The organism is Arthrobacter sp. ZGTC131 (assembly GCF_002929275.1).
Taxonomy (GTDB): Bacteria; Actinomycetota; Actinomycetes; order Actinomycetales; family Micrococcaceae; genus Arthrobacter.
Map to the genome: position 1 here is coordinate 60560 of NZ_PJIK01000003.1, position 19095 is coordinate 79654.

General features: G+C 62.6%; 17 protein-coding genes. 10 read left to right on the top strand and 7 right to left on the bottom strand.

All coding sequences use genetic code 11. From position 1 onward, the window contains the following. The first annotated feature begins 86 nt into the window (after positions 1-86). From CXQ90_RS05340 to CXQ90_RS05380, 10 genes are all read left to right on the top strand, one after another. Entirely contained in the window at positions 87-734 is a 648-nt protein-coding gene (locus CXQ90_RS05340) for a bifunctional 4-hydroxy-2-oxoglutarate aldolase/2-dehydro-3-deoxy-phosphogluconate aldolase (protein ID WP_104137546.1), read from the top strand. Next, positions 731-1279, top strand: coding sequence for an AAA family ATPase (locus CXQ90_RS05345; protein ID WP_104137548.1), 549 nt, complete (start codon positions 731-733; stop codon positions 1277-1279). The genes CXQ90_RS05340 and CXQ90_RS05345 overlap by 4 nt, the downstream gene beginning before the upstream one ends. A 347-nt stretch (positions 1280-1626) precedes the next feature. Next, positions 1627-3048 (top strand): MFS transporter, encoded by a 1422-nt coding sequence (locus CXQ90_RS05350; RefSeq protein WP_104137549.1) that lies wholly within the window; start codon positions 1627-1629, stop codon positions 3046-3048. 394 nt (positions 3049-3442) lie between these two features. Then, entirely contained in the window at positions 3443-3595 is a 153-nt protein-coding gene (locus CXQ90_RS22270; protein ID WP_181038431.1) for a hypothetical protein, read from the top strand. A gap of 121 nt (positions 3596-3716) precedes the next feature. Then, complete coding sequence (locus CXQ90_RS05355; RefSeq protein ID WP_104137551.1) at positions 3717-4118, top strand: MerR family transcriptional regulator; 402 nt, start codon at positions 3717-3719, stop codon at positions 4116-4118. Between the two features lie 54 nt (positions 4119-4172). Beyond that, positions 4173-5516 (top strand): NtaA/DmoA family FMN-dependent monooxygenase, encoded by a 1344-nt coding sequence (locus CXQ90_RS05360; protein WP_104137553.1) that lies wholly within the window; start codon positions 4173-4175, stop codon positions 5514-5516. Further along, positions 5513-6034: a flavin reductase family protein gene (locus CXQ90_RS05365; protein ID WP_104137554.1), complete on the top strand. Its 522-nt coding sequence runs from the start codon at positions 5513-5515 to the stop codon at positions 6032-6034. Before CXQ90_RS05360 ends, CXQ90_RS05365 begins: the two co-directional genes overlap by 4 nt. 132 nt (positions 6035-6166) lie before the next feature. Beyond that, positions 6167-6910 carry an NADPH-dependent F420 reductase gene (locus CXQ90_RS05370; RefSeq protein ID WP_104137556.1) on the top strand — a complete coding sequence of 248 codons (744 nt, stop codon included), beginning with the start codon at positions 6167-6169 and terminating at the stop codon, positions 6908-6910. Positions 6911-6990: 80 nt separating this feature from the next. Continuing rightward, a complete protein-coding gene (locus tag CXQ90_RS05375) occupies positions 6991-8214 on the top strand; it encodes an MFS transporter (protein ID WP_104137557.1) in 1224 nt (407 codons plus the stop codon). A 274-nt stretch (positions 8215-8488) separates the two neighbouring features. After that, entirely contained in the window at positions 8489-9991 is a 1503-nt protein-coding gene (locus CXQ90_RS05380; RefSeq protein WP_104137559.1) for a DHA2 family efflux MFS transporter permease subunit, read from the top strand. A 387-nt stretch (positions 9992-10378) separates the two neighbouring features. On the opposite strand, the gene CXQ90_RS22815 is transcribed toward CXQ90_RS05380, so the two are convergent. The 7 genes from CXQ90_RS22815 to CXQ90_RS05410 form a co-directional block, all read right to left on the bottom strand. Then, entirely contained in the window at positions 10379-10513 is a 135-nt protein-coding gene (locus CXQ90_RS22815; protein WP_258064370.1) for a hypothetical protein, read from the bottom strand. Positions 10514-10702: 189 nt separating this feature from the next. Further along, positions 10703-11794 (bottom strand): mandelate racemase/muconate lactonizing enzyme family protein, encoded by a 1092-nt coding sequence (locus CXQ90_RS05385; RefSeq protein ID WP_104137560.1) that lies wholly within the window; start codon positions 11792-11794, stop codon positions 10703-10705. Between the two features lie 168 nt (positions 11795-11962). Then, complete coding sequence (locus tag CXQ90_RS05390) at positions 11963-12775, bottom strand: alpha/beta fold hydrolase (protein ID WP_104137561.1); 813 nt, start codon at positions 12773-12775, stop codon at positions 11963-11965. 91 nt (positions 12776-12866) lie between these two features. Further along, a complete protein-coding gene (locus CXQ90_RS05395) occupies positions 12867-15032 on the bottom strand; it encodes a hypothetical protein (protein WP_104137563.1) in 2166 nt (721 codons plus the stop codon). A 74-nt stretch (positions 15033-15106) separates the two neighbouring features. Further along, a complete protein-coding gene (locus CXQ90_RS05400) occupies positions 15107-17191 on the bottom strand; it encodes an alpha-amylase family protein (RefSeq protein WP_181038432.1) in 2085 nt (694 codons plus the stop codon). A 62-nt stretch (positions 17192-17253) separates the two neighbouring features. Next, positions 17254-18168 carry a carbohydrate ABC transporter permease gene (locus CXQ90_RS05405; RefSeq protein ID WP_104137566.1) on the bottom strand — a complete coding sequence of 305 codons (915 nt, stop codon included), beginning with the start codon at positions 18166-18168 and terminating at the stop codon, positions 17254-17256. Next, positions 18161-19093 (bottom strand): carbohydrate ABC transporter permease, encoded by a 933-nt coding sequence (locus tag CXQ90_RS05410; protein ID WP_104137567.1) that lies wholly within the window; start codon positions 19091-19093, stop codon positions 18161-18163. Before CXQ90_RS05410 ends, CXQ90_RS05405 begins: the two co-directional genes overlap by 8 nt. Positions 19094-19095 lie beyond the last annotated feature (2 nt).

Genomic DNA, 19095 nt, shown 5'->3' on the forward strand with positions numbered 1-19095 from the left:
TGGTGGGAGAGTTTGTCAACGACACTTCAACAGTGGCCCAGGTAACAAGGAGCATCGTCCCGCCTGGGCCCCGAGAAAGGCCAGCCATGTACAAGAAACTTCGCACCCTGCAGACCATCGACGCATCAGGCGCCGTCCTCATCGTCCGCCTCGAGAACGCTGAGGTCGCAGAACGTGTTGCCGAAGCTGCCATCGCCGGAGGCTTCCGCGCCCTTGAAATCACGCTCTCGATCCCTGGAGCCGTCGATGTGATCCGTCGGCTTTCGGCCAGGCATAGCTCGAATGGAGTAGCGATCGGAGCCGGAACGGTGCTGGACGAGCACTCGGCCTACGAGTGCATCCGCGCCGGGGCTGAGTTCCTGGTCAGTCCCCAGCTGAACCCGGCAATGATCCGGACAGCAAACCGGTACCAGATACCCACCATCAGCGGGGCCTACACACCCACTGAGCTTGTTAACTCCGCCGAGGCGGGCGCTGACATCCTCAAGCTCTTCCCCACCGAGGCCGGCGGCATCCCCTATGCCAAGTCCGTGCTCGCCCCGCTTGCCCATCTGCCGATCATGCCGGCAGGCGGGGTAACCGTAGAAAACGTAGGCGAATGGTTCGCGGCGGGCGTAGCAGGTGTCGGCGTCGGCAGCTACGTGACCAAAGCATGGCAGCCGGACGGCGACTTTACCCGCGTCACCAAAGCCGCCGAGGAGTTCCTGTCAGCAGTGGCAGAGGCCCGCCGATGACAGTCCCCAGCGTCTTTATTGTTATTGGTCCGGCCGGCTCAGGGAAAACGACGGTTGCGCAGAAAACAGCAAAAGAAAACAACGCGGCATACCTGGACAAGGACCGGGTATGCGGACGCTTCGTCGAGTTCGCGCTGAAGGCGACCGGACACGACCCCACCGACCGGGAGTCCAACGACTACTATCGCGACAACCTGCTCCCCCTCGAGTACGAGACACTCATGGACGTGGCCGGGGCCAACCTGCGCCTGGGCAGGTCCGTCGTGCTCGATGCCCCTTTCGGAGCCTACTTCGACGAACCGGATTTCCTGACGCGTGCGGCAGAAAAGTTCAACTGGCCACCGTCTGTGACCACGGTAGTGCGGGTGAGGGTCCCCCAGGACCTTCTGCGGGACCGGATTGCCCGCCGCGGCCTGGAACGGGACCAGTGGAAACTTTCCCATTGGGAGGAATACTGGTCCGTCTACGGGAACTTGGAATGCGCGTGGTCCGGAGCCCGGTTCGTGGACTACAACAACGAGGCACCCCTTCCGGCGGAGGGGTGATGATTGAACCAGCAGACCAGCTCATTTCGGCCAGTTCCACGCCGGCCGCTCTTACAGCTCTCAGCATGAACGGGCCACACCACTCCTAGATCCGGCCGAGGCCGCGCGTCTGCCTCCCGAGGACAAAGCGTGTGCCCTCCCCCAGAGACGGCAAAGCCAGAAGGTGCGACGTGGCTCACAAAAAACGTTGACAAGCCTTGTTTGTCGCCCGTAGTGTTTGTTGCAACCGATCTCTGCAACCGATCTCAGCAATCGATCTTATTGGCTCCGGTGAAAAGCCGGAGGACTGATTGCCTCCGGTTCAATCCCTAACCCCTCCTCAGCAAACGTGAAAAATGGAGAGTTCAATGAAGACCTCAAAAAATGCGCTCGACAGCTCGGGCCCTTCTGAATTTCCGGAAGTGCCGGAGCCGCCCCGGCGCTCCGTCAACATGGTGGCAGGCACGATCGGCCACTTTGTGGAGTGGTACGACTGGTACATCTACGGGCTCCTGGCAGCGGTGTTCGCGGGACAGATATTCCCAAGCGAGAACCCGTTCGCGTCCCTTGTCGCAGCGCTACTCACCTACGCGGTCGGTTTCGTTGTACGCCCGCTCAGCGGAATCATCATTTCGCCGCTGGCCGACCGCTACGGCCGCCGGCTCATCCTGACGCTGTCCATCTCCGGGATGGCGCTCGGCTCTCTGATCATCGGCCTCACCCCTTCATTCGCGACGATCGGCTACGCAGCACCTGTTCTCTTTCTGGTTGCACGCATCCTCCAGGGAATCTCGGCCGGCACCGAGCAGCAGAGCGCCATCGCGTTCATGGTCGAACACGCTCCCGCGAACCGGAGAGGCCTGTTCGGCTCGTTCTCCAACATGGCAAGCGGCCTCGCGACCCTCGCCGCGACCGGTTCGGCCGCGATCGTGACATCATCCTTTGCTCCCGCCGAACTCGCAGCCTGGGGGTGGCGCATCCCCTTCGTTGTGGGCGGCGTCCTCGGCGTCGCCGGTCTCATCCTGCGGGCCCGCTCGGATGAGACCCCTGAGTTTGAGGCAGCTGCCCTCGTCGATCAAAAGTCCGCCTGGGCGCGCCTGAAGGACCTGCTCCGCGAACACCCGAAGGCCCTGCTCCAGGCAGCGGCACTCTCTGCCCCGGCCGTGGCCTACTACACCTGGGCCACGTTCCTCCCCACCTACGCCAAGCTGACCACCGGCCGGGACCTGTCCTCCACCCTGGCCGGGAGTGTTATCGGGCTGGCCTTGCTCGTGGTCATCGTGCCGGTCTGTGGATACCTTTCGGACCGCCTCGGCCGACGCAAGATCTTCCCCATCATCGGCGCCATCGGCATGATCGTGCTCTTCTACCCCTTGCTCCTGCTGCTGAACCAGCCAGGCTTCTGGGTATACGTTCTGGTTTCGGCATCCGGGTGGGTAGTTCTCGGTATTTGGCAGGCCGTTTACCCGACAATCCAGGCCGAGCTGTTCCCGGCCTCAGTCCGGGTAGCAGGCATCGGTTTCGCGCACCAGATCGTCATCGCCGTCTTCGGTGGCACCGCACCACTTATCGCCGCTGCATTCGTCGGCGCCGGACAGCCCATGTTCGTTGCGTACTACATGATCGCCATTGTCACCCTCTCCCTCATCGTCTACTTCACGCTCCCCGAGACCGGCAGCAAGGGCCCGCGTGCCACCGTCGCACCGGCAGACCCCGAAGTGCTGGAAGGAGAGCACCTGCTCTTCGATGCTCCACGCGGCGGGATCCAGACGAAGAATTCCAAGCCGTAGACCTCCATCTCCTCCGCAACACTGCACATGGGGAAAGCCCTCGACCCGCTCCGGTCGAGGGCTTTCCCCTTCCCGGCCGTGGCCGACTCCAAGATGAAGCACACCCCAACCTCGCACAAGGGCATAGGCTCGGGCCCCAGAAATAGGAACGTAAAGTGGTCCACTGCGAGGCTTAAGGTCCGTCGCCGCCCACAGTCAGGGACGATTCTCATGGGTTATCCACCGCTACTGCTGCTCTGGGAGCTAATCCAGGGGCTCCCAATCCAGCTGTGGATAACCCGAATTGCCCCCAACTCTGTGGACGGAACAGGGTCACCCAGCGCAGCTTGTCCGAGCCTCGCCGGGTTGACGGAAACGCTTTTGAGGGCGAGGTGAGCCCGAGGAAGCACGCCTCGTGACCGAATTCGCTGGGATAGCAGTCCGCGCCGCCTTCGACGGATGGGCCGAACTTACCGACGCCGGTCACCAGGCGACGTTCGGCGAAACCTACCAGCGGGTCCGCGGACAACTCGGTACCACCGCTGGAATCAGTCGAATACGCGGTTAGCTGTAAAGGCTCATCGCTGGACGCAGATACTGCTTCCGACTCCGATCCGGGTAGCTCACCCTGTTAGCCTTCCACTAGTGTGAAGGTTGGTGCAGATCTGGTCACGATCGAAGGAGCGGGCATGCGTATAGGCGAATTGGAACAAAGGTCCGGAGTGCCGGCTCGGATGCTCCGTTACTACGAGGAGCAGGGCCTGGTGACACCGCGCCGCCTCGACAACGGTTACCGGGAGTATGACGAATACCTTGTTGACCGCGTGGCGAAAATCCGCGGGCTCATCGACTCGGGTATCCCGACCAGGATCATCGGCAACATCCTGCCGTGCCTGAACCAGCCGCAGACCGTCGTCGTCGACGACGCTGACCCGGAACTCCTGGAAATTCTGCGGCAGGAGCGGGACCGGATGACGCACAAGATCGACGTCCTTTCGCAGAACCGGGACGCCATCACCCGCTACGTCCAGGCCCTGGAGGCCGCCGCCGGCAGCAAGAGCAGCATCGTCACCGAACGCCAGCCGGCGTAGCAGCAGGGGCACGATTTGACCTTCTCACTAGTGAGAAGGTTGCACGATGGGTAGATGACTTCCTCCTCCTCTCCAAAAATGATCCTCGGCCTGCAGCTCGGTAACGGGTACGGCGCCCACGGGTCGGCCTGGCGTGCCGCGGGCGTGGACCCGGCCAATTACACCGATTTCGACGCGCAGGTGCGCTACGCCCAGGCCGCCGAACGGGGCAAGTTCGCGTTCCTGTTCCTGCCGGACTTCCTGGCCTACAAGGCAGATGGCGTGCAGGAGGCGCCGATGCTCACCCTGGAACCGATGCTGACCCTGGCGGCCATAGCCCGCGCGACCGAGCGCATCGGTCTGGTAGCGACCGGCTCGACGACCTTCAACGAGCCCTACAACCTCGCTCGCCAGTTCAAGGCCCTGGATGTGATGAGTCATGGCCGGGCCGGGTGGAACGCTGTGACGACCAGCGACCCTGCGTCCGCCGCGAACTTCGGGCAGGAGATCGCGCCCCGGCCGCAGCGTTACCAGCGGGCGCACGAGACCATCCAGATCACCCAGGCTCTCTGGGGTAGCTGGCAGCAGGATGCCTGGATCAGGGACACGACGAACGCTCGGTTCATCGATCCGGAGAAGATCGAGGCCATCAACCTGCAGGGCACATATGTCGCGTCTCGCGGTCCGCTGCCCATACCGCCATCGGAGCAGGGCCAACCTGTGGTCTTCTCGGCCGGCGGAGGCGCGAACGGCCTCGAGATCGCCGGTCGGTACGCCAGCGCCGTCATCGGCGCCGTGTTCACCATTGAGGACGCGCGCGCCCAGCGCGAAGCCGTCCGGGATGCAGCGCGTAAGGCCGGACGCAACCCTGACGAGGTGAAATTCATCGCCGGAGTGATGCCGGCCATCGCCGCCACCAAGCGGGCGGCACTGGACCGCCGTGTAGCCCTCGGAGACCAAGCCGCCCCCGCCCTCGTTCCCTATCTCGGCTCCATGCTGGGACTGACTCTCGATGCGAGCCAGATCGACGAGCCACTCAGGCCCGCTCAGCTGGCAGCAGCCCGACCCAGCCCTTTCGATCCCCGCTCCCCACGGACTCTGGAAGTCGCCCGCGAAGGATGGACCCTCCGCGATATCCTCGCCCACGGGGTCATCGACTACCACCCCACCCCGGTAGGCCCGGCGTCGGTCACCGCGGACCACATGCAGGAATGGTTCGAGGCAGGCGCCTGTGACGGCTTCTGGGTGTCCATCGACGTCTACGAGGACGGTATTGACACCTTTGTCGATACCGTCGTCCCCCTGCTCCAGGAGCGCGGTCTCTTCCACGACGACTACGAAGGCACCACCCTCCGTGATCACCTCGACGCCCCCGCCCAGTACGGCCTGGACGCTCGACTCGCGGATAACGCCGAATGACGACAACCACCGACAACCCCAGCCACATTATTGATCAGGGTCTCTTCCGTGGCACGGTGGGCCGTTACGCGTCAGGCATCACGATCATCACCGGTCACGATGACCAGGGGCCGATCGGGTTCACCTGCCAGTCGTTCTACAGTGTCTCCGTCGACCCGCCGGTCGTGTCCTTCAGCGTCATGAAAACCTCCACCACCTACCCGAGGATCCGCGACGCCGGAACCTTCACGGTCAACATCCTCTCGCGCGACCAGGAAGCAGTATCCAACCAGTTCGCTCGACGAGGCACGGACAAATGGGCCGACATCCGGTGGAGCCCCACAACACGGGGCAACCCGGTCCTGGTTGAAAGCCTGGCCTGGCTCGACTGCACGATCTGGGCTGAGCACGACGCCGGCGACCATCTCATCGTGCTCGGACGCGTTATCGAACTAGGAACATCCCCTGAAGAACACCCTGATCCCCTGGTGTACTTCCAAGGCCAATACCGGGCCCTCCACGAGCTCGACCCTGCCTGATGCGTGTGTAGGTCGTTGTATCGGTGGGCCGCTTTACCTTCCTCCTCGTCCGGTACGTGACACCCCCGATTTGACCTTCACACTAATGGCAAGGTTGATGATGGAAGGACAGATATCGCACTTGGGAGACACATGAAGATCGGAATCATCGGCGCGGGCTCGATCGGCTCGACCATTGCCCGGCGGCTCAGCCGTCACGGACATGACGTATCGATCGCGAACTCACGCGGCCCGGAGACGATTGCTGCCGCAGCCTTGAGCACCGGCGCGCGAGCCGTCACGGCGTCCGAAGCGGCCACTGGCGTCGATGTCCTCATCGTCTCGGTCCCGATGAACCGCAACGAGGACATCGCCGCCCACGTGCGGCGCGCACCCCAGGCCGCGGTCGTCATCGACACGTCCAACTACTATCCGGCCCGCGACGGCATCGTCCCCGCCTTTATTGAGGGGCAGCCCGAGAGCATCTGGTTGTCCGAGCTGTTCGGCCGCCCCGTCACGAAAGCCTGGAACGCCATCACATCCCAGTCGTTCGACGCGAAGGCCGCCGGGGCCGGGGCTGCAGGCCGGGTAGCCATTCCGGTGGCATCCGACCAGGACGACCACCGGAACATTGCGATGTCCCTGGTTGAGCAGACCGGCTTCGACGCTGTCGATGCCGGTGTCCTCGCCGAGTCCTGGCGGCAGCAGCCCGGCGCCCCCGTCTACTGCACAGATCGTAGACGCGAAGAGATGCCAGCCTTCCTGGCAGCCGCTGAGAAAGAGCGAGTGCCCCAGCGCCGGGATCTGGCCATGGACGCCATCGGCGGGTACATCGCCGCCGGCGGCAGGCCCGATGGCAAGTTCCTCGTCGCCATCAACCGTGCCTGCTACAGCTGACGCTACGTCCCCACAACTCCCCCACGCACCAACGCGCACCTACTGATGCGCGCTCACACGTAAGCCAGGATGAATACCGAATGACTTCTCACGAAGCAACAGCAACCCAAGAGACCGGCGATAACGGATCACGGTCCGACAGTGCAGGCCCGACGCAGAAACCATCATGGGCGGGAGTGGCCTCGCTGAGCGTGGGTGTATTCGCCCTCGTGATGGCCGAATTCCTGCCGGCGAGTCTTCTTCCCCGGGTTGCCGCGGATCTGGGGGTGACAGAGGGTGTGGCCGGTCAGTCCGTCGCCATCACCGCCATCGTCGCAGCCGTTTCCGGCATCACTATCCCTGTCGTGCTCTCGCGTATGGACCGCCGGCACCTGATGATCATCCTTTCGGCGCTTGCCGTCGTATCGGATGTGCTTGTGGCGATCGCGCCGACCTACCCGATCCTTCTGGCCGCCCGCGTCCTGCTCGGCATCGCGATCGGCGGGTTTTGGGCGCTTGCGATTTCCATCACAGCGCGCCTGGTTCCGGCATCAAGACTCGGTCTGGGTCTGACGATCGTGAACGTGGGCGTGACCCTGGCTACCGTCGCCGCCGTCCCGTTCGGCACGCTGCTTGGTGAGATATGGGGTTGGCGTGCAGTGTTCGCTCTGGCCGCGGGCGTCGGCATCATCGCCATGGTCATCCAATTCATCGCCCTGCCTTCGATGGTGACCGGCCCCTCCAGCGGATTCCGGCCTCTCATTCAGACACTGCGCTCCCGCATGGTGCTGCTCTGCCTGTTCACCATGGCCCTTATGGGTGCCGGTCACTTCGCCGGCTTCACCTACATCCGTCCTGCAGCGACCGAGGTCGGCGGACTCGATCCCGAGCAGCTCGCTGTCCTGCTCCTGGTGTACGGCCTCGGAATTGTGGGCGGCAACCTGATCGCCGGACCTCTCGCCGACCGCACCCTGCGCACTGCGACTCTGGTCTTCCCGCTCGTCCTCGGCCTGGCGATGATCGCCTTCGTGTACATGGGCAGCAGCACAGTGCTGCTCTTCATTGCAGCCGCGCTGTGGGGAGCCGGTTTCGGTGCCCTGCCGACGGTCATCTCGACCTGGCTAGCACGAGCCGAACCGAGCCGCCTTGAAAGCATCGGCGGACTGCAGACAGGTGTGTTCCAGGTCGCGGTCGCCCTCGGCGCGTTCATTGGCGGGCTTCTCGTCGACGGTGCCGGCGTACAGACAGCCCTGGTCCTCGGCGGCCTCGCCTCCGTGCTCGGCGGCCTGATCCTGGTGGCAGTCAAACCCCGGACGCTTGCCTAAAACAAGAGGGCTGACCGACCGAACTTGTCTCCGCTGGTGGCGCCCGCCGCACGCCAGGCACCGGAGATTTCCCGCCAAGACGACGGACTCGAGCGCCGACGCCGACACAAATCGGAACGTTAGGGCTTAGCCGATTTGACCTTCACATTAGTGTGAAGGTGAAGACTGAAATACCGACAAGCTCTCCGATCGCGCGGTGCTTTGTCCAAGCGGTAATCCTGTGGATTCCGACCCGAACCGATGAATCTTACGAGCACCTTGGAGTCAACAGCTTATGAGTAGTGACACGCGCCCCGCCCCTGCAACAGGGCCCGCCGGCATCATCGCGGATCCCCAAGGAGCGGTTACCGGCCCGATCGTTACCAGCCCGGCACCAACGAAACGATTGTCTTCGGGAGAGGTTCTGGCGATCTCCGTCCTGGTCTTCTCGGCGTTCGTGGCGTTCCTGTCCGAGATGGTGGTCGGGGTGGCGTTGCCGCAAATTATGGACGACCTGAACATCACGGCTACGACCGGGCAGTGGCTCACCACCGGCTACGCCCTCACCCTCGCGGTGATCATCCCGACCACCGGGTACATCATGCAGCGGTTCCAGCTTCGGACGATCTTCATTGTCAGCGTCGGTCTGTTCACCCTCGGCACCCTAATCGCGGCCGTGGCGCCTGGCTTCGCGCTACTGCTCACCGGCCGAATCGTGCAGGCCCTCGGTACGGCGGTGTTGGTCCCGCTGCTGATGACGACGTCGATGGGTCTTGTTGCGCCGTCTCGTCGTGGACAGATGATGGCGTTAGTTACTGCGGTGTCTGCCGTCGCACCCGCCCTCGGTCCCGCCTTCTCCGGCCTGGTGATGTCGCAGCTGACCTGGCGGTGGCTGTTCATCATCATCTTGCCGCTGTCGGTCCTCGGCCTCCTCATCGGGGCAATCAAGATGCCGAACCTCACTACGCCGCGGCGCATCGGATTCGACACGCTGTCGCTGGTGCTCTCCGCGATCGGATTCGGCGCGTTGGTGTACGGACTGGCGAGTGCCGGCGAATCCAGCGGCGGTCACTTCTCAGCAGCCTTCTGGATCGCCGTCCCGCTGGGCGTGGCGGGAATCGCAGCATTCGTATTGCGTCAGCTCGGACTGCAGCGCCGTGACGCGGCCGTTCTGGACATGCGGATCTTCATGCATGCCGGGTTCGCGCGACCCGTTATCGTCTTTACGTTCCTGGTGATGGGCGCCTTCAGTCTCGCCACCCTGCTCCCTCTCATCCTGCAGGAATCCCTCGGACTCGGTTCGTTGGAGACCGGGCTGCTCATGGTGCCCGGCGGCGCGACGATCGGGATCGTGTCCCTCCTCGTCGGCCGCTACTACGATCGCATCGGAGCCCGGGGGCTTGCTATCCCGGGAGCCATCGTTGTCAGTGCCGGCTGGTGGTTCATGACGACCTTTACCGAGAACACCTCGATGTGGGTAGTCCTGGCCACCTACATGTTCGTCTGCGCCGGACAAGCGTTCGCCTGGGTCGCTCTCTTCACCATGTCGCTGGGATCGCTTCCAAGTGCTCTCGCTCCGCACGGCAGCGCCGCACTCAACACCATCCAGCAGCTCGGCGGCGCGGCCGGTTTGGCAGTACTCATCGCGGTTCTCAGCTCAAACGCCGACGGCACCGACGCTACCTCCATCGCAGATGGAGCACGCGCTGCATTCACTGTCGGCACTGTTATCGCAGTCGTCGCCCTCGTGACCGCAGCATTCCTTCCGCGACACACGCGCAACGCGGACGAAGACTGAATGGCCAACAGAACTCAACTTGCCGGCAATGGGTCGCTTCTGGCAGTGCCGAGATCAACTCGCAGTGGACGCGTAGTAGGAAACCGGCAACCCCGCCACCATCATCAGAACACCCCATCTGGTCATACGTTGACCTACGACTTCATAAAGGACTAGCACATGGGCCAGGAGCTTGTTCAGGTTGGCTACACCCCAACTTGACTTCACAGGCAGGTAGGGAAACGCGTCAGAATAGAGTCCGATCCTGACTTTTCTGGCAGCCGTTCGAGGAACTCTTAGATCGCAACCTGACAGTACCGACATATTCCCTCGCACAGAGCAAACGACGTAGCGTCCTTCATCGGCCTTCCAAACCACGGACAAGTACGGGCCCAAAGTTTTCTGTTATCAGAGCACGAAGGCCGGAACGCAGGAATCGTTGTAGGGCTCGAACCAGTCCTTGAGATCCATAGGTGCGAAACCGGGCTGCATGTTGAGTTGGACGTCACCTTCGAATCCGTCCATCGCGTTCTGGTCGAGCATTTCGTTGTCCCCGCCTTCGAGAGCATGCTTTCTTCAAGCCTGCCGCGCCAGCCGTCCGCAAGGTCAAGATCGTAAAGGTCCTGAATGACTTCCACCTGGTCCAGCAGGCAGCGAACCGCTAACTCCTGGCTCGTGCGTTCTTGGGTTTGCTGATAGCCGGAGTGTGATCGATATCCGAGATCACCCGACTCAGATGCGTGATTCCTGGGCGACCGCCCGGGAGAGGAACCCCGGTTCGATTTCAATCCCCCACCCGGGACCGGCGGGCGCTGGGACCCGCCCGTCCACGACCTGCGGTACCGGCCCGAAGATGTCGGTGGCCCAGGGTGCGTGCTCGATGCTCCACTCCTGCGGGTGTATGCAGGCGGGCATCGCGAGGGCCACGTGCAAGGTGAAGATTTGGAGGAGCGACGCATTGGCGCAATGAGGAGTGCATGGGATGCCTGCAGCCTCCGCTAGAACGGCTACCTTGCGCGTTCGAGACACGCCTCCCAGATAGCCGACGTCGGGTTGGATGATGTCGACAGAGCGTCCGGAGATCATGCGGTTGAACTGCGCAAGACTCGTATCTTGCTCGCCGCCGGAGACCGCGATGTCGAGGGCGTCGGTAACTCGGGCAGTGAGCTCGATTTGGGGGAATGGGCAGGGTTCCTCAAAGTGGAAGTAGTCATGTTCCTCCAGCATCCGGCCGACGCGGATGGCCTCCGAAACGGTGTATCCGCCGTTCGCATCGGCGCTCAGAAGGAAGTCATTGCCGACCGCCTCGCGCATGAGCGGGATGATGCGCCGGGTACGTCCTGGTTCGGCGTCGCCGTCGCGTCCCATCGGCTCGCCGACACGCACCTTCGCCGCCCGAAAGCCATGGGACTCGGCTAGGGCGACGATGCGCTCCGCCTCAGCCTCGGGTGAGATGTCCCGGCGCATACTCGAGGCGTAGACCGGCACGGATGTGCGGGCGGCGCCGCCGAGCAGTCGCCATACAGGCTGTCCTGCACGGCGTGCCATCATGTCCCACAGCGCGGTTTCGATCCCGCCCATCGCCCGGAGCAGGAGGCTGCTCGGGAACTTGTAGGTCTTGCGAAGGAACTCGTCCACCAGCGCCTCTGCGTCCCATGCGTTCCGTCCCAGGAAAAAGGGTGCGACGATCTCGTGGAGGACGGCAACTGTTGAGGCTACCTCGTACGGAGCGGTTTGTCCGATGCCGAGATCCCCGTCAGCGCCGGTAACGCGCACCACGGCGATCTGGCTGTTCCGGAATGTTTCGATACGTTCGATGATCATCGGGGCTCACTGTTCGAATTCGTTTTGACGCCTTTACAGACGTTCGACCTGTAGCAGCGGTCCGGAGCGGTTCACCCTCGACCTTCACTTCACTCTGCATGGCATCCGGGAACGGCAGCCCAGATACCGGCGTGTGCGCAGGCGCAAGGCCAGACAAGCGCAGTTGGATCAGGCAGCCACACGCCGCAACTGCTCTAGCACGAGTTCGGTGATGCGCGTGGGAGCCATCGCCTGCAGCTGGTGGGCGGCCCCCTCGACAATCTCGATGTCTGCCTGCGGGATACCGGTAGCAATCTCTGCGGCGTCGTCGATGGTCGCCCCCGGGTCCTCTGTGCCAACAACAATGAGGGTCGGGCACCGCACCTTCATGAGTCCTGGGCGGATGTCGATGCCGGCCAAAGCGGTGCACAGCGCGGCGTAGGCGGCGTCGTCGGTCTGGGACAGGAGACCGACGTATCGTTCGATAATTGCAGGGTTCGCATCGCGGAATGCGGCGGTGAACCACCGCGGCATGAGCTCCCCGACAATCGCAGCCGTTCCCGATTTTTTGACGAGCTCTCCCCTGCCGGTCCAGAGCGCGCGATCCATTGTTGGCGCCGAGCCCATGACGGCGATGGAACGGATCCTGGTCGCCCTCAGCGCGGCTAGCCGCAGCGCAAGCATGCCACCAATCGACACTCCTGCCAGATGCGCACGTTCGATCTGTAACGTGTCAAGCACGCCGGAAATCTGCAAAGCCAACGCGTCCAGCTCGCGTGGAGCGTTGATGGTCGACGACCATCCGTGTCCCGGATAATCGATGCAGACCACGCTGGTCGCTGCGGTGAGGCCAGGGAGTAAGGGCGCCCATATCTCCACGGACGTGCCTAAGGAGTTGAGTAGCACGAGCGGTTCAGACCCGCCTTCCGATCCCGGGAAGTACGAGTAGTGGAGTTGGCCGGCGGTACGCACGGCGGGCACACCGTCGTCGAGGTGGATCATTCACAGCTCCTGTCCGGGACGCGTGAAGGCTTCTGGCTGAAGGCTTTCAGGCCCTCGCGAAGCTTCCGCATCCTCTCATTTGGTTCTTGCGTCATGAAATTCGTGGATTCTCAGAGCGACGATCCGGCAGCGCGGGCCGGACGGCGCGATGTTCGTCATACCCGGCGCTTCTCCCGAGGGTGACGTCATACTCCACTTCAGCCTGGAGGGCATGCAGGTCAACCAATGTTCCCCCGAGACGGCTCAGCCGCTGGGGGCGGTAGCGGGAGTGGATGGAGTCTGCGTAGTCATGCCAATGCCTGGCAGCGCGCGTCAGGTGACCGACCGCCAGGGCTCGTATCGCCGTGTCGCCGGGAGGATCAACGGTCAGGGCATGAACTGCGACCGCGCCGAGGATCTTTTCGGAGTAGTACCGCCCTAAATGCGCTAGCGATAGCAGGTCACCGAGCACGGATTCGAGTTCGCTGCCCGCCTCAGCTCTCAAAGAGGGGATCGACGACGCGACGCGATCGGCAGTCTCGCGCAAGCTCCGAGCGACCTCGTCAGGGAGGATCCCGTCCCGCATGCCGGCATGGGCATCCGGGATGCTCACCATTCCCGACGTCGGCATCGGCTGACATCGGACGAAGTCGTGAACGGTGTGGAACCCTGTGCGTTGGCGCGGGTGGCTCAGGCATGCCTCCGGATACCAGTCCAAGTCGTACTTGTTGCCGCCGAAATGAAAACGGTTCACCACCGGGATGATCGTCGTGGCCTCTCGCCATACTCGGTATAGGGTGGCCGCGTCTCCACCGGGGTAGCGGCTGGCGAGCCGTCCGATGAAATATGGCTCGTCGAGTGTCGGGTCGTATGCCAGGCGTCCGAACGCTGCGAACTGGTACCACTGGCGGTCGAAGACCAGCTGTCGCTGCGCGGTGGTCTCCTCGAGATCGTAGGTGAGAAACTCGCGACCAAGGATGTAACCATCCGGCCCGAGGTAAAAGCCATTCATGCGGTCCCTGTCGGGGATGCGGGCGAGGTACTCCCGCACGAACTCAGGATCGCCGGGCCGGAGCAGGTAGAAGTCATCATCGCGCACGGTCAACCAAAAGTGCGCTCCGTCTGGCAGCGCGTCAAGAAAGCCGTCCTGGTCGATGTAATGCGGCCGGGACAACGCATGCAGATGTGCGGAGGAGTATTTGTAGCTGAACTCGGGCGTGACATCGACGTCGCCGAAGATGTCGACGATCTCGGTCATCTCCGCCCAGTGAGTTCGGTGGATGAGACGAATCTGCCGGTCCGGCTGGGCGCTCTGCACATCAGCGATCGCTGCACCATACGTTTCACGCAACCACAGCTGATTCACCCGTCCATCAGCGTGCCGGTCCATGTGCTCGCCGGCGGTAACCCCGATTCCCGCGAGCAGCGGATAGGTTGTGAGGAGGGCGCGGACGCTCGCCCGGAAGTAGCGCTTCGTCACCTCAGAATCGAGGGTGTCGTCGATGCCGTATCCAGAACCCTCGGTGCCAAAGCTGTACACATTCCACGTGAAGATCATCACCTCAATGCACCGGTCGTGCGCAAGCTGCATTACGGCGTTCCAGAAGGCGATTTTGTCATCGATCGTCATCCGTTTCACGGTCTCGGCCGATGCCGCGACGCGTTCATTGAACATCCCGATCCCGGTGGTATGTGCGAGCGGCAGAACGGTACCGCGCTGCACGTCGGCGAGTGCAACATTCTCGAACCCCGGCACCCTGACCATCGAAGGGAAAGGATGCAGATTCCACAGCGAAATCAGGTTGTATCGTTCGCCCGCCATCCGGTCGAATAATTCGCGCCAGAAGTCAAGCTCCCAGACGATAGCGACATTGGCCTGCGCCGCATCACCATCGTCGGCGTAGCCCGGCGTGCGCGCATCGAGCGGGACATTGAACTTGATACCGCGATGGCGGATGTCGGGACTCGCCGACTCCGAGCTGACGCAGTGAACGCCGAGGTCTCGCGAAATTTCAGCGACGTGGAGGAGCCCGTACAGTAGTCCGGCGCGTCCGCCCCCAACGACTCGGATGTCAAGGCTATCCGCCGTTCCCGATCGTGCGATCTCGTAGCCCTGCTCGTCGAGCGACGGGTCCAAGGTCGCTCTGATCCGGACAGCGGCGTCACCCGCATCGACGAGCTCGTCGCCTGCGTCGCGCAGTGCGTCCCCGATCGCCGCTCTGGCCACTGAGATAATGGGGTCATCGACCTCGGCGAGCAGCGCGACCCGCAGGTTCACGTCGTTCGCCGGGCCGATACCAACGGCGCGACCTTGATCAGAATGCCTCTGATCGGTACCGAGCGGACAACGCGTCACGAGACAGATGCGATCAGTTCGACTACCTCGTGGACTTCGAGGCGGTCGACGGTGAGCTCGGTCCACTCGCCGTCACGACAAACTGCGAGGTCGGCGCCCGCGACGTGCGCGCGCGCTTCCTCAATCACCGAGTCCCCCGTCCGGATACGCAGGCGCACGGGTCCGTATGGCGTGATGCGTGCCTGACGGCCAGGGATCTTCGAGTCATACAAGAGGCTGTTGACGTGAAGGACGAATCCGGCCGCGGTGCGGTAAAGATTAGTGGCCACCGGGGCGTCACCGCTCACCTGCACGGTCGGCTCGCCGTCGAGAAGCCAACGCACCACGTTGCCGATAATGGCGGCGTGGTCAGGTTGTTCCTCACGATGCGAGCACCGGTCGAGGTCCGCGGGGAGGAACGCAACACGGCCACCACCTGCGGACCGGCCCGTGATGAGAGCAGGGACGCTGGTCTTCGGGTTGCGCATCCAGGCTATCTCAGGGGGGAAGATGGGAAACGCGGGCACCCAGGTAAGCAACACGTCCCGGTCGGGATCCGCAATGACCTCGCGCAACGCGCCCCCGAATGAGATCGTTCGCGTCGCCTCCAGCCCAGTGAACGCCGGATGATCGCTGAGTTCGTCCTCATCGAGTCGCAGGTAGCTGTGGCGTTCCCACTGCTCGATCGAGGCCGGCGGCTTCTCCAGTCCTCCCTGGCTCCGCCGTGTTGCGTGCGCTCCGAAGAGATCGGCGAGGGCGAAGTCCTCCCGTTCTTCTCCGTCACCGTCTCGAAGGCTGGTGTCTCCGGTTGCGAACACCGCACCACCCGCAGCAGCGAAGTCGCGTACCGCGTCAGCCTGGGCATCGGTGAGTACGGCGATATCGGGCAGAACGAGGACCCGGACCTGAGCCTCGGCGATCCGATCAACGTGTACCGGTGTGAAGAGCAAGTTTTGCGTGGTCAGCGCCCTGGTGATTCCGGCATAGGGAGCGGCAACCCGGTTCGCGGGGTCGTCGCGACCATAGAAATCGAGATTCTGCTGCGACCAGACCACCCCGACTTCGGCAACGAGCTGCCGATTGGAGAGGAGATCGGCGTGCTCGCGGTGCCAGTCAAACCACGGGACAGGGGTGTCATATTGACGCCGGTCGTCGTGCACTGACCCGATGTGATGCCACCAGGGTTGCGTGCCCCCAGCCCAGCCATGGGTGAGCCACAGCGCGACCTCGGCGGCAGGCATGCTGGAAAGACGGAACGCGGGATATCCCATGTCGTACATCGCGGTGCACTCCAGCACGTTCTGCCCGGCGGGGAGCACGCTATGCATGCGCTTTGCCACCTCGGCATTCTGCTCGAACCCTTCGTCGCCGTGCCTGCGCTGGTGATCGAGAAGCATGACCGGCGTACGCTCGGCAATGGCGGCAACGTCCTGGAAGACCGCGGCGCTGTGGGCCAGTTGTCCGTGGAGCAGACCGAGCCAGCGACAGTTCACGCCGCCAGCACTCTGGGTCACGCGGTTGTTGTTCTCCCAGAGCTCGGTTCGCCTGGCATAACTCCACCTGATCCACGAGCGGTACCTGGCGTCGTCCCAGTCGACGTTGCGCGGCAAGTCGCCGTGCCATGCGGCGAAGCTCTTGGCACATGCATTGCAGTGGCAGATACGGGTCCGGTCCATTCCTGCCCACCCGTTGTCGGCGAAGCCGTCCGGGGCATATCGCTCGACTACCTCGGTCATCACAGAGGGTATGAATTCGTCATAGTAGGACGTGCTGATACAGGTGGCATGCTTGTCGCCACGCATCATCGGTTGTCCATCTGGGTCGGCACAGAACCAGTCCGGCCGCTCGGCATACACCTCCGGGTCCCCACGGTTCGAGTCCATCCGGGCGAGTACCGCTAGACCATCTGTCCTGGCCGCCTCAACGATCTCGCCGAAAAGGTCACGTGCTTCGATGCCCGGCGCCCACACGTGGTGCGGGACCTTTGATGGGTAATAGGCGGCTATCCCGCCACAGTTGACGACGATGCCATGCAGGTGCGTGCGCCGCCACTGCGCGCGCCAGAAGTCGAGGTCGAAACGACCTGGGTCTGCCTCGACCAAGTTCGTCTGTCCCCACCGTACGGCACTGTCATACCACGGGCGATTCCGCTCGGCGCTACTCATCATTTGAATCCTGTCGTTGCAATGCCACCCACGATGAACCGTTGGGCTAAGAAGAAGAACAGTGCGATCGGCACAAGCGACACCACCGACATCGCCAGCATCGGTCCGAGTCCCGCGCCGGATTCCGTGCTGACTAGTGCGTTGAGGCCGAGCGGCAGGGTGTAGAGCGATGGATTGTTCAGGTAGATGAGCGGGCTGAAGAAATCGTTCCAATTCCATATGAAAGTGAAGATGGTGGTCGTCACGAGAGCCGGGCGCATGAGCGGAAGAATGACCAGGAAGAAGGTGCGGAACGTTCCTGCCCCATCGATCGAGGCAGCCTCGTCGAGTTCCCGCGGCACGCCACGCAGGAACTGCACCATGAGGAACACGAAGAAGGAGTCAGTCGCCAGCAACTTCGGCAAGATCAGGGGCCAGTAGGTATCGACGAGCCCGACAGACGCGAACTCGACATACTGGGGCACCGCGATCACGTGGTACGGCAGCATGATGCCTGCGAGCATGAAAGCGAACATGACGTTCTTGCCCCTGAACTCCAACCGGGCGAAGGCGTATGCCGCAATCGAGCAGGACATGAGGTTCCCGATGATGCAGCCAATGGCGACGATGAACGAGTTCACGATGTACGAGGGAACGCCATTGCCGACCCCCGACTGCCATCCATTGGTGTAATTATCAAGGGTGAAGCCAGTGGGGATAAGAGAGAAAGAGGTCAAAATCTCCGATTCTGGGGTGATCGAACTCTTCAACAGCCAGAGAATCGGATACAGCATGAGCAGCGCGCCGAGCAGCAACATGACGTGCTTGATGTTCTGGCGCAATCGCCGCCGCGGTTGCACCCGCCGCTTCAACGTCGGCGTCGGCCGGTCATTCTTCGGAAGCTCATAAGTGGACAGGACGGCAGTTTCAGTCATTATAGAAGACCCAATGCTTGGAGAAGAGGAAGTTCAATCCGGTGAAGATGCCGATGATGACGAGCAGAATCCATCCCATGGCAGAGGCGTAGCCCATGTTGAACTCAGTGAATCCCTCGAGGTAGAGATACAGCGTGTAGAACATCGTCGAGTCGACCGGCCCTCCCGTTCCCCTGCTGACCACGAACGCCGGCGTGAATGCCTGAAACGCCGCGATGAGCTGAAGAATGAGGTTGAAGAAGATGATCGGTGTCAGTAGTGGCACAGTCACATTTGTGAATTGCCGCCACCGGCCAGCACCATCGAGTTGCGCCTGCTCGTAGAGTTCAGCTGGGATTTGCCGCAAGCCCGCCATGAAAATGATCATCGGAGCTCCGAAGGTCCACAGGTTGAGCACAACCAGCGTCCACAGCGAGGTGTCCGGATTGTTGATCCAGTTGGGCAGATTTTCGAATCCCAGGCCACTGAGCAGCGTGTTGAATCCACCCTTGTAGCCGAACACGATGTACCACAGCAGACCGATTGCAACACTCCCACCGAGCAGAGAGGGGAGGTAGTAGGCAGAACGGTAGGCGTCGATCCCACGTACTCCCTTGTCCAAAAAGATTGCCAGCGCCAATGCGCCGATGAGCTGCAGAGGTACTGACACGAACACGTAGGTGCCAGTGACGGCAAGCGATTTGTAGAAACGCGGGTCCGCCGTGAACATAGTGACGTAGTTCTCGCCACCAACCCACGTTGCCGGTTCCAGCAGGTTGTAGTCGGTGAACGACAAGAACAGAGAGGCAACCAGCGGGCCTGCGGTGATAACCACGGAACCGATGATCCAAGGCAGCAGGAAGACGTATGCCGAGCGCTGCGATTTTCCGCGAACCTTCGGACGTCGTGGGGTGCGCGTTTGGGAAGGAGATATTCCGGTCGCCATGA